This window comes from Paenibacillus dendritiformis (assembly GCF_945605565.1).
Taxonomy (GTDB): Bacteria; Bacillota; Bacilli; order Paenibacillales; family Paenibacillaceae; genus Paenibacillus_B; species Paenibacillus_B dendritiformis_A.
Genome location: NZ_OX216966.1, coordinates 6,264,908 through 6,278,343 on the forward strand (window position 1 = coordinate 6,264,908; position 13,436 = coordinate 6,278,343).

Consider the following 13,436-nt stretch of genomic DNA (forward strand, 5'->3'; position numbering starts at 1 on the left):
CAGGGGCAGCGCACAAAAAAGAACCGCCGGCAGCGTTTACGCTGCGGACGGTCCGGTCCGTCATGCTCAGTCTAGTTACTGCGAATCCAGGCGGCGATATCTTTCATGACTTGTTCTGGCACGTTGCCTGGAATAATGTATTCTTGGCCCGTGGACGGCTTGTCGCTCTCCACGAAGACGTGGTTCAGCTTCGAATACAGCTTGTATTGGACGTTGGTGCGGTTTTGGAGTGCCTTTTTCCATCCGTCCAGATGCTCTTTGCCGACCTGAACGTCATTGTCCCCCTGGATGATGAAGAGCGGCACCTTCTGATCCTTGGCGATCTCTCCACCGTGGTGGTTCCGGAAATCGATCCACCACGAAGCGTTCGGCAGCGGGAAATTAGCCGGAAGATTGTCAAGTGTGTATTGCTCATCCTTGATGATGGCCACCATCTGCTGCCACATCTTCAATTGTCCTTCTGCCGCCGCGACGACTTCCGCCGGTTGGCCGTTGTCTTTGGCATATTGCAGCTGGCGTTCCATCTGCTCAATCATCAAATCTTCGAGCGGTCCGGACGGACCGGCCGCGATGACAGCGCCACGGATCGCATTCCCGGTGTCGGCCTTGACGATATTCGGGATAAGCATGCCTCCCTGGCTATGTCCCAACACATAGATGCGGTCTTTGTTCAACCGCTTGTCTTGACCCGCCCACTTCACCGCCAGCACCGCATCGTCAACGGTCTCTTCCTTCACGGTGAAACGCGGAATCGCTGCGGATTGAACCGGATATTCCCGTGTCCGCTTCTCATAGCGGATGGTAGCAATCCCTTCCTTGGCCAGTCCGATCGCCATGTCACGGAACGTCTTGGCCGCCCCGATTGATTCGTCCCGGTCGTTGGCCCCCGAGCCATGAACCAGCACGAGCACCGGATATGTGCCTGCCGCATTCGCTGCTGCCGGCAGGGTCAATGTGCCCGGCAGCTTGAATTGCCCGTCGCCGATAAAAATCGTCTCTTCCTTGTACAGGGAGGCGTCGTCATAGGCCGGCGGCTGGTAGTTCCCGGATGGGAGATACGAGTAGAATACATCGTTCAACAGGCCGTTCTCCTTGTAACGAAGCGTAAGTGACAGCATCAAGTCTTTGTCCGTCTTGAACAGCACCTGCACGTTTTGGTGCACGCCATCGTTGTCGGAGGAGGCTTGAACGAATTGCGTCGGCTTCCCGACCATAGGGATGATCTGCTGCGCCAAGCGAGACAAGTGTGCCACCTTGGTCGCTTCCTTCAATTCCGGTGTTAAGAGAGAGGCCAGCTGCGCTTCCTCTTGCGGCGCTTCCGCCAGGGCCGCCCACTGGACCGTAAATTGGGCGGCGCGCGTTTTCCAATCCGCCTCATCGGCGAGCACCTTGCCGTTCACCCACTTCCCTTGAATCTGCAGCGCTTCCTTCATGGCGCCCCAAGCGATGTAATGCAGTCCCTTCTCCTTGCCTTGCAAAGAGCCGGCACCGAGCGTGACAGCTGTTCCGTTCACCTCGGAACGGCCGCTGGCGGAATCAACCGTCCACACCCGATCGCCGAAGGTTACGGTGATCGTCTTCGTCTGTTGATCCCATTCGACGAGAGCCCCAATCGATTCCGCCGCTTGCCGCAGCGGCACCAGTTCAGCCGCGGATTCGGTTGCCGCTCCGGCTTCTTGCGCCATCGCGAGCGGCGCCATGCTTCCGAATAATAGACAACCGGCGATCATCCATTTCCAGCTTGATTTTCCCATTAGTTTCTCCCCCTGAGTCATTTCATATGTAGCTGCAACGACATAAATCATTGCCATTTCAAATAATTATCCAAAAAAAACAATAGCACAGCGTTTCTTGGGGTGTCAAAGAAATCGCCAAAAAGGGAGATGTCACGATGTCGCCTACCTGTGCTTCCCCTAAGATTGCAATACTTGCTCGATATCAGCCAATTCTTCCATCGTGAACGCCAACTGCTCCAGCGCCTTCACATTTTCCTCGATCTGGCTAGCCCGGCTTGCGCCAATGAGGGCGGAAGTGACCTTCCCGCCGCGCAGTACCCAGGCAAGCGCCATCTGCGCCAGCGATTGGCCGCGGCGTTCCGCGATCTCGTGAAGCGGGCGAACCTTGGTGAGGACTTGGTCAGACACTTCTCCCTCTTTCAAAAATCCGGAAGCTTTTTTGGCTCTGGAATCTTCCGGGATCCCGTGGAGGTAACGATTCGTCAACAGCCCTTGCTGCAGTGGACAGAACGCGATGCTGCCTACGCCTTGTTCCTCCAGCACATCTTGAAGGCCATCCTCGATCCAGCGGTTCAGCATCGAGTAGGACGGCTGATGGATCAGCAGCGGCGTGCCTAATTCCTTCAAAATCCGGATCGCTTCGCTCGTCTGCTCCGCATCATACGAGGAAATGCCCACATACAGCGCCTTCCCTTGGCGGACAACTTGGTCGAGGGCCATCATCGTCTCTTCCAGCGGCGTATCCGGATCCGGACGATGCGAATAGAAAATATCGACATAGTCCAGCCCCATCCGCTTCAAGCTTTGATCGAGACTGGCGATGAGATATTTTCTCGATCCCCATTCTCCGTACGGGCCTTCCCACATGTAATAGCCTGCCTTGGTCGAGATGATCATCTGATCCCGGTACGGACGGAAATCCTCCTTCAGCATTTGCCCGAACATCAGCTCGGCGGAACCGGCCGGCGGACCATAGTTGTTCGCCAGGTCAAAATGCGTAATTCCCAGATCGAACGCGCGCCGCAGCATGGCCCGTCCTTTCTCAAATGAATCGATGCCTCCGAAATTATGCCACAGCCCCAACGAAATCGCGGGCAGCTTCAAGCCCGAACGGCCGCAGCGACGGTAAACCATCGAATCATAACGCTTCGAGTCTGCTTGATATACCATGTCCCTCATCTCTCCCTTCATAGAGCCGCCAAGGATGGCTCCTTGTTTTCTACCCCTTATTATACCTGTTCTTCCCCCTGCTGCACCTCCTGACTTTGGCGGGGATAAGGAGGGGCGCCCGGAACCATATTAATGACACATTCGATGGGGAGACCCCCGTCCGACGGATGCCGGGCAGGAGCTACGGTTGTGCAGCGACCCATCGAATGACGGATGTTATTGCCCTTATGTTCCATTATCATGAAGGAGGCTGAGCCGATGACCTCTCCGAAGCACCGGCGTGTTAATGCGGACAAAATCCGCAAACAAACTCCGCACTCCCACGGCAAAGTGAAATCGTTCCGCGAGCTGGCCGAGGAGTAGCACGGCAAGGGACAGACATCTCCGGGCGGGAAGCCTTGGCGGGGATGTCTTCCTCCCCCTCCATCATGATCAGAAGCAAGATTTCCTCCCTTCAGCGAATGAACGCATCCTTCTTGGGCAAAAATAATGGTAATCAATGTGTCAAGGGGATGAGCAAATGCATACGGCAGGCAGTGTCGCTTTCATTACGATCTATATCTTTATGGGTATTACGATATTCAGATCGCTATTCAAGCTGAAAGCAAAGTCGGAATGCGACGACGAGGCTTCAATTCTCGAATGCGATAAACAAGTGATTCATTTGTTGACCATGTTCATGGTATGGGGCGTATCCCTCATTTTTATTATTTGGTTTGTGCTGCATTTCTCTTTTCCTAAGTAAAGAATGAAGGGATCTGCTTGCAAATACAGTCTCTATGGAAACAAAAAAACTCCGTCATCGGAGTTTTTTTGCTTTTGAGGCTTGTTTTCCATTTTCATTTATAGCTTGCCCGTTAAAAATTGCGCTTCTCCGCGGCCAAAGCTCCAATCCGCCGCTCCGTTTTCCGTAATGGAAATCATCACGTCATCCGGCGATATTCCGCAGGCCGACTCCAGCCGTTCAGTAAGCAGCGCGTACAACCGTTCCTTCTGGGCGTTCGTTCTCGCTTTGCTGACGATGCTGATAATGACCAGATTCTTGGTTCGCTCGAAGCCCAAGCCCGTATCCTCGATAATCATCTCATGGGCAGGATGCTGATGCACAATCTGATAGCGGTCGCTGTGCGGCACATCGAATGCCTCCACCATCGCTTCATGGGCAGCGTCCAGCAGTTGTCTCAATTCTTGTTCGTTCCGGCCCTCGATAACATCAAAACGCAGCAATGGCATAGATCACATCCCCCTTGTACCTGATTCCTGTTCCGCCGCAATGACGGCAATTCCATGTTCGTCGCAATACTCTTGATATTCCTTCGACAGCGGCTCCGAAGTGATCAGCGTGTCCACTTTGTCGAACGGGGCATAGGTCAGCAGCGTCGAACGCCCGAATTTGGAGGCATCGGCCAGCAAATAGACCTGCTGCGCCTTGTCCACGATTTTCTTCTTAATCTCGTACTCCAAAATATCCGAGTTCGTCAATCCGCTCTCGATCGATACGCCCGTAGCCGCCATGAACGCTTTGTTAATATTGTATTTGTCGAGAATATGCAGGCTGTCGTTGCCGACGAACGATTTCGTGTCCCGTTTATAGGAATTCCCGATCGTCAATAGCGTGATATGTTCCAGATTCGCTGCCGCATTGATAATATCAAGACTATTCGTCAAAATGGTCAACTTCGGAACCCGGGGCAAATACTCCACCATACTGCGCGTCGTCGTCCCGGAGTCGATATATATCAATTCATTTCCTTCCACAAATCGAGCCGCGCACTTCGCAATTGCCGTCTTCGCCGATGAATTCGTAATATCCCGGTTCTCGAACGGAATCAGATGACTGGACATCGAGGTGACGCCGCCATAGACCTTCTGAATCGTCCCCTTGTCCAAAATATTGCTGATATCACGGCGAATCGTGTTTTTCGAAACATTGAAATGCTCGCACAGCTCGTCCAACGAGGCCGTTCCTACCGAATGGATATAATCTTCGATATCTTGCAGCCGTTTCTCCCGCATCGGCTCCTCCCCCTTATTCTTTTACAGAAAAATATAACATATAACCAAAAGTTAATCAACAGTTACCAATTTAAACAGGGTAATGTTCATTTAAAATTGAAACATCGACTCAATATAACCATGATATCACCAAATATTCGATTGACAATTACCCATCATAGGATTAATATGTACTCGAAAGATAACCAAGAAATGATAGGAGTTCATCAAGAACTTAACAACACTTACAAACCATACGGAGGAGGAGCACCATGAACGAGATCAGAAAAATCAAGAACTACATCAATGGCGAATGGGTGGAGAGCGGCACGGCCCACTATGAAAGCGTATATAATCCGGCCACTAAGGAAGTGATAGCGCAGGTTCCGCTCTCGACAAGAGCCGAATTGGATGCGGCGGCTGCCGCCGCGGCGAAGGCATTCGAGGAATGGAAGAATGTAGCCGTTCCCCGACGGGCCAGAATTCTATTCCGCTACCAACAGCTGCTCATCGAGCATCGGGAAGAGCTGGCCCGGCTCATTACGATCGAAAACGGCAAAAACCTTACGGAAGCGCTTGGCGAGGTACAGCGCGGCATTGAAAATGTCGAGTTCGCCGCCGGAGCACCCACGCTGATGATGGGAGATTCCCTCTCCTCCATTGCGACAGATGTGGAAGCGGTGAACTATCGTTATCCGATCGGCGTCATTGGCGGCATCGCGCCATTCAATTTCCCGATGATGGTGCCGTGCTGGATGTTCCCGATGGCGATCGCGCTTGGCAATACGTTCATCCTCAAGCCTTCCGAGAGAACGCCGCTCCTAACGGAGAAATTGGTCGAGCTGTTCACGGAAGCCGGGCTGCCCAAAGGCGTATTCAACGTCGTCTATGGCGCGCATGACGTGGTGAACGGCATCCTTGAGCATCCGGCCGTCAAGGCCGTATCCTTCGTCGGCTCCAAGCCGGTAGGCGAATATGTGTTCAAAAAAGGAAGCGAGAACCTCAAGCGCGTACAAGCGTTGACCGGCGCCAAAAACCATACCATTGTGTTGAAGGATGCGAATCTGGAAGAGACGGTTACGAATGTCATCTCCGCCGCCTTCGGATCGGCCGGCGAACGATGCATGGCTTGCGCCGTCATCACGGTCGAGGAAGACATTTCCGACGAGTTCATCGCGATGCTGCGCGAACGTGCGGCCGGCATCAAGATCGGCAACGGGTTGGAAGACGGCGTGTTCCTCGGTCCCGTGATCCGCGAAGATAATCTGAAGCGGACTCATCAATATATCGAGAAAGGAATCGAGGAAGGTGCCGCCCTTCTGTGCGACGGCCGTGAATCGGCCTCGGAGGACGGTTATTTTGTCGGACCGACCATTTTCGACCATGTCACGACAGAGATGACCATTTGGAAGGAAGAGATTTTTGCTCCGGTGCTCTCGATCATTCGTGTCAAAAATCTAAGGGAAGCGATCAAGATTGCCAATCAATCGGAGTTCGCCAACGGGGCGTGCCTGTTCACGACCAATGCGTCCGCTATCCGCTATTTCCGGGAGAACATTAATGCCGGCATGCTCGGAATCAACCTGGGTGTTCCTGCGCCGATGGCCTTCTTCCCATTCTCGGGCTGGAAATCGTCGTTCTACGGCACCTTGCACGCGAACGGCAAAGACAGCGTCGATTTCTATACGCGAAAGAAAGTCGTGACGGCACGATATCCAAAACCAGCATTTGAATAAAGCCGGTTCTGCATTTTAAGATCAAAAAAAGGAGTCCTAGCTATGCCTCATGCGATGGATAACACCAAGAAATACGATCTCATCGCCGTTGGTCGCGCCTGTCTTGATTTGAATGCAGTGGAATATAATCGTCCGATGGAAGAGACGATGACGTTCTCCAAATATGTCGGGGGCTCCCCCGCGAACATCGCGATCGGAAGCGCCAAGCTGGGCTTGAGAGCCGGATTCATTGGCAAAATTCCCGACGACCAGCATGGGCGGTTCATTCAAAATTATATGTCCGGGGCGGGCGTCGATACATCCCATATAGTGGTCGATACGGAAGGCCGCAAAGCCGGTCTGGCTTTCACCGAGATTAAAAGCCCGGAAGAATGCAGCATCCTGATGTACCGCGACAATGTGGCTGATTTGTATTTGAAGCCCGAAGAAGTGAGCGAAGCTTATATTCAGCAAGCCAAGACGCTGCTGGTGTCCGGCACGGCGCTGGCGCAAAGCCCGTCCCGGGAAGCGGTCCTGCAAGCGATTCATTATGCCAAGAGACATCAGATCGAGATTATATTCGAACTGGATTACCGCCCTTATACCTGGACCTCGGTTCATGAGACGTCCGTATACTATACGCTGGTAGCGGAGCAAGCGGATATCGTCATCGGAACACGGGACGAGTTCGACGTGATGGAGAACCGCAAGGGCGAGAATGAAGCGACGGTTCAATATCTGTTCCGGCACAAGCCGAAGCTGATCGTCATCAAGCACGGCGTGGAAGGGTCCTATGCGTATACGAAAGCCGGAGAGGTGTACCGCGGCCGGGCCTACAAGAGCAAGGTGCTGAAAACATTCGGCGCAGGGGATTCCTACGCTGCGGCCTTCCTCTATGCCCTGCTGTCCGGCAAAGATATTGAGACCGCTCTCCAGTACGGCAGCGCTTCGGCAGCAGTTGTCGTCAGCCGGCACAGCTCCTCGGAAGCGATGCCTTCGGTTGAGGAGATTGAAGCGCTAATCCGTGCCAACGCGTAATCAGAGGGAGCCTTGTGGAAACTTTATAGGCAAAGAGGGGAACAAGAATGACATTCGTACCGATGACAGAGATGCTGCAACGCGCTCTGAAGGAAAACTATGCCATAGGGCAGTTCAATATTAACGGTATGCTGTGGGTTCAGGCCATTCTGCAGGCGGCCGAAGAAGCACGCTCTCCTGTCATATTGGCGGCTTCCGATCGATTGATCGAGTATCTGGGCGGATTCGCCACCATCGCATCCATGGTGAAGACGGTGAAGGAAGAGTTGGAGATTACCGTGCCGGTCGCGCTTCATCTCGATCACGGCTCCAGCTTCTCCCGCTGCGTGCAAGCGATTGATGCGGGATTCAGCTCGGTCATGTATGACGGCTCCCAGCTTCCGATACAGGATAATATTTCTAATACGCAAAAAATAACCGCTTACGCTCATGCTCACGGCGTATCCGTCGAGGCTGAAGTCGGATCGGTCGGAGGGATGGAGGACGGACTCGTTGGCGGGATCCGGTATGCCGATCAATCCGAGTGCGAACGCCTGGTCAGAGAAGCCGGCGTTGATGCCCTCGCTCCTGCGCTCGGCTCCGTTCACGGCAAGTATCAAGGCGAGCCCGTGCTGGGCTTCAAGGAAATGCAGGCCATTGCGGAGGCAGTGCGCATTCCGCTCGTGCTTCACGGCGCATCCGGCATTCCGCTTCCGCAATTGAAGCGCGCGATTGAACTGGGCCATGCGAAAGTCAACTACAATACGGAGCTGGTGACGGCTTGGGCCGAGGCAGTCCGGGCGGTACTGGAGGAGAACCCGTCTCTATGCGAGCCTAGAGTTATTATGATGCCTGCCAAGGAAGCATTGGTTGCCAAGGTGAAAGAAAAGATAAACGAACTGGGCTCTGCCGGCAAAGCGTAGAGCCTGTGCCGTCCGGCGTCTGCTGCCGCCATAGACTGCGAGAGTCTTCACGGTATATGGCGGCACATTCGGTTCGCCAATAGCCTCCCGAATCCCGCTCTACTCGACTCGATGGGCCGTATGCCGCGCACCGCAGCAGTCAGTATACTCTACGCGCCTCATCACGCCCGACGGGGAAGCCGAGAACAGAAGGCGTTCGTAAATCATCTCGGTTACAAAGGTAGCATGGTTGCCATCGCAATGGACCGGGATAAGCTTGAACTTATAACTCACCCCATACATTTTCGGCACGGTCAGATACAGCTCCCCTTGCTTGACGGAGATATCCAGCACATGAAAGGGCTCCTTCTCCATCGCATATTTCCCCGCTACCGATTCAACCTCAGTGAAAGCGACGGGAACAGCGGGAATCGGCAATAACACTGGCTCCCCAAATAGGATCTTCGCCAATTCCCGGCTAACCTGCGTCACTGGAACGACATTCATATTGCTCAGCACAATGATTGCCGCTTCTTGATCAGGAAAGCGAAGCAAATCGCTGTAATAGCCGCTAACCTCTCCAAAATGATTCACGCATCGGCGGCCTAACAGTTCCGAGATCATCCATCCGCACGCGTACGAACCATGGAGCGGAGCGAACATCTTCTCCGTCCATTCGCGGCTGAGCAGCCGTCCTGATGACAATGCCGCATCCCACGCGAGCAAGTCCTCTGTCGTCGAATACAGGCCATAGGCTCCTAACGGAAATGACATGTCGGCGTATGCCGCATGAATCGGCCGCTCCCACCAGGAATAACCCGCAGCCAGCCCTGGTATCACCTGTGTTCCCTCATCGCAGCCAGTATGGCGCAGTCCGAGCGGCCGGCATATATGCTCTTCCACATAATCCGCATAGGACAGACCGGACACGTTCTCGATGATGGCCGTTAGCATCGCATAGCCCGAATTGGAGTAACCGAATCGGCTGCCTGGCTCGAATTCCAGGTCAAGCCCGCTGAACGAATCTATTACCTGATCCAGCGTCGCAGGAAGTCTCATTGTATGCGGCCAGAAGTCAGGAAAGCTGGTATAGTTGGGAGTTCCCGAACTGTTCGTCAAGCAATGGTAGAGCGTGATGCGCTCCCCGTGCGGATAATCGGGAATATACTGGCCGATCGCATCATCTATGCTCAGCTTCCCCCGCTCGTGCAGCTGAAATATGCACATCGCCGTAAATGACTTCGTAATGGAGCCGATGCGGAATGCCGTCGTCGGCCGATTCGGCACCTGATGCTCCCAATTCGCCATCCCAAAGCCTTCATTCAACAGGATGCGGCCGTTCATGGCCACCAAGATCGCTCCATGCAAATAGCCGTTCCGATCATAGGCTTCTGCCCAATGGCGAAGCCGTTCTTCCACAGACATCGAATTCATTTAGTTCCGCACCTTACGAGTGAGATGATTTCTTCCGCACACTCCTCGGGAGTCTTATCTTTGGTATAAATGATATGCTTTGCCAGCTTGTAGTTCGATTGATGCTCAACAAAGCCGATTTCCTCATAATATTGCCAACGCATACCATCTACGCTGCAGCGCGGATATCCTAGTTTTTGTGACAGAATGTCTGCTAGCGTAGATTTACCTGTTAGTATAGGACCAATGAGTATGATATTGGACACGATGATTTCCTCCTTAGCGTTATCTCTTCTGCAAGGAAACTACACCCGCCGTTGTTACGTTCCGTACAGTATACCATCTTGTTCCAGTATTTCAAGGAAAGTTCTTCCTAAATGGAACCATCCAACTCCATGTCAGAATTGATCCTCGCAATCAGCAAAAAAAAGCCCCGCAGCCGATCGATCGGCCTGCGGGGCATCAATTATATATATGAGAGCTCAGTATTGAGAGAAAACGTTACACAACAGAGCAGCGGCTTGCTCCGCCTCTACTGCCGGGGGGCCGTTGAATTACGGCACTTCAACAGGCATCTCTCCATTACAATTATTGTAATACCAGGTAGAATACCCATCTGCTTCGTGCTCTGAGCCAGAACCTGTTTTCTCATCATAGTCCGATTGGTACGGATAATCACTTACTTTATCCCCATCGACATTAAAGCTGATAGAGATTCGAGGGTACTCTTTTGCCTTTTTTGCGAATTTATAGGTTTGAAAATATTGACCCTCTATCACTTCGTTGAACACACTAGGTGTTGTAACAAACTTCGTCGTGTTCAGATATATTTCTTTCGTCTCTGTCTCCTGATGTTGCTTCTTCATCGTGTATACAAATTGCAGCGCCGTTGGAGCAAACATGACTTCCGTATGACCTATTCCGCTATAATGAGCGAGCATACGTTGTCGGAATTCATCTACAAGCGGTGAAGTTACCTTCTTATAACTCATACAGCCGGCTAGCAGTACAATCGGAAGGAGTGAACAAACCCAGTAGCACTTTCTCAAAACCCACATCCATTCATTATTGCAACTCCTCAAGGCATAGGATCGTCATTCGAAGTACATCAATCCGCCTTGCCACCACCCGTATCTTTGCATCAGAACAAAAGGACTTAATCGGGAACTTCTACAAGCATCTCTCCATTATTTGGATTGTAATACCAGGTTGAATATCCGGTTGAGTCTTGCTCCGGGCCAGAAGTTGTTTTCTCATCATAGTCCGAACGGTATGCATAATCACTCTCCTTATTCCCCTTGGTAGCAAAGCTGATCACGATTCGCGGGTAATTTTGTTCCCCTTTATAAGCTTTAAAGTATTCACCGTGTATGACTTCGCTGTCAAAACCAGGAGTTTTCACAAACTCCCTCGTTTCCAAAAATATTTCTTTCGTCTCGCTCGCACTGTATTGCTTCTTCATCGTGTATAAAAAATGTACCAATATTGGAGCAGAACTGACTTTCACCTGATCAATTTCGCTGTATTGAGCAAGCATACGCTGCCGGAACTCATCTACGAGCGGTGAAGTTACGTTCTTAAAACTGGTGCATCCGACTAACAGTGTGAGTACAATGATCGAGCAAGCCAAGCACCACTTTCTCAATAATCCACCTCCATTCGCCATTGCAACCCTTCATGGCATTACATAGAAGCGTCATTCGAAGTACATCAATCCGCCTTGCCACCAACCGTATTTCATTGCATCAAAATGAACTCGGTAATCGATACTGCGGCGCTGCCCCCAAGTGGACACGGCAATCCACCGGTTGTCATTGGGGTCTCTATAATATTTCGTTATCGTCATCCAATGCCATTCATATTCATAATTCGACCATTTTTTTGTATTCAGTGTGGCCACAGGAGAGTCAATCGACAAGCCTGCTTTAATGTAATTCGCCGTATTATCCAATGTAAAAGAAGAGTTATCCGTAACCCGGCTCAAGGTAACACCTTTATCCTTGGCATAACGTTCCACTTTAGAAGCAAAATCACTAACGGACACTTCCCCAAACATACCCGGATTAATATAATCGTACAAAGTATTCATATGCTTCATAAAGTCTGTATATGACGTAAATCCATCATATAATTTCCCGTATCTCAACGAGTTTGTGAATTTAGCTAAGTAGTTTGTAATATTTGCTGCAGCGACAGGACCACATCCCCGTTCTGCTCGTTCATTATTAGTATCCGCCCACCACCTTTGGTCGCCTCCATAACTATACACACGATTAGATAACTCTATCGGAACAAAAGTTCCATACGTCCGCTCCGAATATAAGCTGACGTCTTCTTTAGCTGCAAGCGTCGAGTAGCTAGGACTTGCCTGTTTCAAGTTAGTCATATGTTTTCTATTTTCTTCATTTCTGATGTTTTTATAAGAATCCTGAATATCGGATTGATTCTTCTCGATAATATTTGTTACTTCATTAATTTGCCTTATATTAGTTATATCAAAATATTGCACATTTTGATTCATTTCTCTTTTTATCAAATACTGCATTGGCGGTATAAATACGAGCTGAGCGGAACCTGCGTCGGAAGCGTTCGTTGCATTCAGCTCGCTGAGAATGTTGGAAATAATATTATCTTCAATGAAAATATTGTAGGTGGCATATCCATCTTCAATAGCTCCTACTGTCATGTACCCGATATCTTCTCCGTTTTCCAAAAGAGGAACCATATATGCAAACATATTATTTTGCAAATCATACAGTGGAATAAAATCTTCAGAAGCCGTAAGAGCCTTACCTTGTGTCTGAATATCCGTACTTAAATATCCTTGCAGATTCATATCTACGATCTTCATCACATCACTTTTCGGAAGAAGCTGTGCTGAACTTATGGCTAGTCCGTTTTCCACCTCTGCAGTTTCAGCAAATGCACTGGTCACAAAAACAGATGCAAGCAATGTTATGGCCATGAAAACAGCAACTATCGATTTCCTCCTCATTCAAAAGTTCCTCCTTTTAATATTGTTGTGAAACAAAAACACCTGTACGTACCTTCGATGCGCTGCTTGCTGCGCAATCGTCTCGGGGTCCGAAATCAAGCCCGGCAGTCGAAAGAAAGCTGTGCTCTGTCTTCATGCAGGAAGGTTATAGTTTGCAAATAAGCAGTTGTCTCTTGGCATGCTGTAATTAGTGTTAAATGGGGATCTAGTTGGCTCTATAATAGCGATGAGGTGATGAACAAGTCGTGGCAGCCATTCCAATATGTAAATATTTTATATTTTTGGTTATTTTAATTATTTCATAATTTTTTCCAATATCCAATAGGTACCCAGACCTATATTTTCATGAATATCGTTTCGAGGCACGGAATTACTGCATTGCGAAAAGAGACGGAGCTTGCGTTGAACTGCAACTGCTGTGGATTTCCCTTTCTTTTTCCTTGCAAAAAAAAAGCCCCGCAGCCGATCAATCGGCCTGCGAGGCATCAAATAT

The 13,436-nt window shown here is 50.6% G+C and carries 14 protein-coding genes; 5 read left to right on the forward strand and 9 right to left on the reverse strand.

Features of this window, described 5'->3' with window-relative positions; genetic code table 11:
- Window positions 1-71: 71 nt before the first annotated feature.
- The gene (locus tag NNL35_RS28135; RefSeq protein ID WP_006676885.1) at window positions 72-1,754 is read right to left on the reverse strand and encodes an alpha/beta hydrolase family protein; all 1,683 of its coding nucleotides are present in this window, start codon (window positions 1,752-1,754) and stop codon (window positions 72-74) included.
- Window positions 1,755-1,913: 159 nt separating this feature from the next.
- Entirely contained in the window at window positions 1,914-2,906 is a 993-nt protein-coding gene (gene mgrA / locus NNL35_RS28140) for an L-glyceraldehyde 3-phosphate reductase (protein ID WP_006676884.1), read from the reverse strand.
- 258 nt (window positions 2,907-3,164) lie between these two features.
- Here mgrA and NNL35_RS28145 point away from each other — a divergent pair, with 258 nt between their 5' ends.
- Entirely contained in the window at window positions 3,165-3,269 is a 105-nt protein-coding gene (locus NNL35_RS28145) for a DUF6254 family protein (RefSeq protein ID WP_220084708.1), read from the forward strand.
- A 136-nt stretch (window positions 3,270-3,405) separates the two neighbouring features.
- Entirely contained in the window at window positions 3,406-3,651 is a 246-nt protein-coding gene (locus NNL35_RS28150) for a hypothetical protein (RefSeq protein ID WP_254553928.1), read from the forward strand.
- 98 nt (window positions 3,652-3,749) lie between these two features.
- Here NNL35_RS28150 and NNL35_RS28155 read toward each other — a convergent pair whose 3' ends face one another.
- Window positions 3,750-4,139 (reverse strand): tautomerase family protein, encoded by a 390-nt coding sequence (locus NNL35_RS28155; RefSeq protein WP_006676882.1) that lies wholly within the window; start codon window positions 4,137-4,139, stop codon window positions 3,750-3,752.
- Window positions 4,140-4,142: 3 nt separating this feature from the next.
- Window positions 4,143-4,922, reverse strand: a complete 780-nt coding sequence (locus tag NNL35_RS28160; RefSeq protein WP_006676881.1) for a DeoR/GlpR family DNA-binding transcription regulator — start codon at window positions 4,920-4,922, stop codon at window positions 4,143-4,145.
- 251 nt (window positions 4,923-5,173) lie between these two features.
- On the opposite strand from NNL35_RS28160, the gene iolA reads away from it, so the two are divergent.
- The 3 genes from iolA to fba are packed head-to-tail and all read left to right on the forward strand — an operon-like array spanning window position 5,174 to window position 8,556.
- On the forward strand, window positions 5,174-6,637 hold the full coding sequence (gene iolA, locus NNL35_RS28165) for a methylmalonate-semialdehyde dehydrogenase (RefSeq protein ID WP_254553929.1): 1,464 nt from the start codon (window positions 5,174-5,176) through the stop codon (window positions 6,635-6,637).
- A gap of 42 nt (window positions 6,638-6,679) precedes the next feature.
- The gene (gene iolC, locus NNL35_RS28170; RefSeq protein ID WP_006676879.1) at window positions 6,680-7,654 is read left to right on the forward strand and encodes a 5-dehydro-2-deoxygluconokinase; all 975 of its coding nucleotides are present in this window, start codon (window positions 6,680-6,682) and stop codon (window positions 7,652-7,654) included.
- Between the two features lie 47 nt (window positions 7,655-7,701).
- Complete coding sequence (gene fba, locus NNL35_RS28175) at window positions 7,702-8,556, forward strand: class II fructose-1,6-bisphosphate aldolase (RefSeq protein WP_006676878.1); 855 nt, start codon at window positions 7,702-7,704, stop codon at window positions 8,554-8,556.
- Between the two features lie 99 nt (window positions 8,557-8,655).
- On the opposite strand, the gene NNL35_RS28180 is transcribed toward fba, so the two are convergent.
- From NNL35_RS28180 to NNL35_RS28200, 5 genes are all read right to left on the reverse strand, one after another.
- On the reverse strand, window positions 8,656-9,969 hold the full coding sequence (locus tag NNL35_RS28180) for a serine hydrolase domain-containing protein (RefSeq protein ID WP_006676877.1): 1,314 nt from the start codon (window positions 9,967-9,969) through the stop codon (window positions 8,656-8,658).
- Window positions 9,966-10,214 carry a P-loop nucleotide/nucleoside kinase family protein gene (locus NNL35_RS28185; RefSeq protein WP_006676876.1) on the reverse strand — a complete coding sequence of 83 codons (249 nt, stop codon included), beginning with the start codon at window positions 10,212-10,214 and terminating at the stop codon, window positions 9,966-9,968. Before NNL35_RS28185 ends, NNL35_RS28180 begins: the two co-directional genes overlap by 4 nt.
- 288 nt (window positions 10,215-10,502) lie before the next feature.
- Complete coding sequence (locus NNL35_RS28190) at window positions 10,503-10,940, reverse strand: hypothetical protein (protein WP_238535331.1); 438 nt, start codon at window positions 10,938-10,940, stop codon at window positions 10,503-10,505.
- Window positions 10,941-11,104: 164 nt separating this feature from the next.
- Window positions 11,105-11,593 carry a hypothetical protein gene (locus NNL35_RS28195; protein WP_040731204.1) on the reverse strand — a complete coding sequence of 163 codons (489 nt, stop codon included), beginning with the start codon at window positions 11,591-11,593 and terminating at the stop codon, window positions 11,105-11,107.
- 51 nt (window positions 11,594-11,644) lie between these two features.
- Entirely contained in the window at window positions 11,645-12,913 is a 1,269-nt protein-coding gene (locus tag NNL35_RS28200; protein ID WP_254553930.1) for a hypothetical protein, read from the reverse strand.
- Between the last annotated feature and the right edge of the window lie 523 nt (window positions 12,914-13,436).

Bases quoted from the DNA above. Each gene is read 5' to 3' on its own strand.
- NNL35_RS28135 (WP_006676885.1), bottom strand. From the start codon at position 1,754: ATGGGAAAATCAAGCTGGAAATGGATGATCGCCGGTTGTCTATTATTC.
- mgrA (WP_006676884.1), bottom strand. From the start codon at position 2,906: ATGGTATATCAAGCAGACTCGAAGCGTTATGATTCGATGGTTTACCGT.
- NNL35_RS28145 (WP_220084708.1), top strand. From the start codon at position 3,165: ATGACCTCTCCGAAGCACCGGCGTGTTAATGCGGACAAAATCCGCAAA.
- NNL35_RS28150 (WP_254553928.1), top strand. From the start codon at position 3,406: ATGTGTCAAGGGGATGAGCAAATGCATACGGCAGGCAGTGTCGCTTTC.
- NNL35_RS28155 (WP_006676882.1), bottom strand. From the start codon at position 4,139: ATGCCATTGCTGCGTTTTGATGTTATCGAGGGCCGGAACGAACAAGAA.
- NNL35_RS28160 (WP_006676881.1), bottom strand. From the start codon at position 4,922: ATGCGGGAGAAACGGCTGCAAGATATCGAAGATTATATCCATTCGGTA.
- iolA (WP_254553929.1), top strand. From the start codon at position 5,174: ATGAACGAGATCAGAAAAATCAAGAACTACATCAATGGCGAATGGGTG.
- iolC (WP_006676879.1), top strand. From the start codon at position 6,680: ATGCCTCATGCGATGGATAACACCAAGAAATACGATCTCATCGCCGTT.
- fba (WP_006676878.1), top strand. From the start codon at position 7,702: ATGACATTCGTACCGATGACAGAGATGCTGCAACGCGCTCTGAAGGAA.
- NNL35_RS28180 (WP_006676877.1), bottom strand. From the start codon at position 9,969: ATGAATTCGATGTCTGTGGAAGAACGGCTTCGCCATTGGGCAGAAGCC.
- NNL35_RS28190 (WP_238535331.1), bottom strand. From the start codon at position 10,940: ATGAGTTATAAGAAGGTAACTTCACCGCTTGTAGATGAATTCCGACAA.
- NNL35_RS28200 (WP_254553930.1), bottom strand. From the start codon at position 12,913: ATGGCCATAACATTGCTTGCATCTGTTTTTGTGACCAGTGCATTTGCT.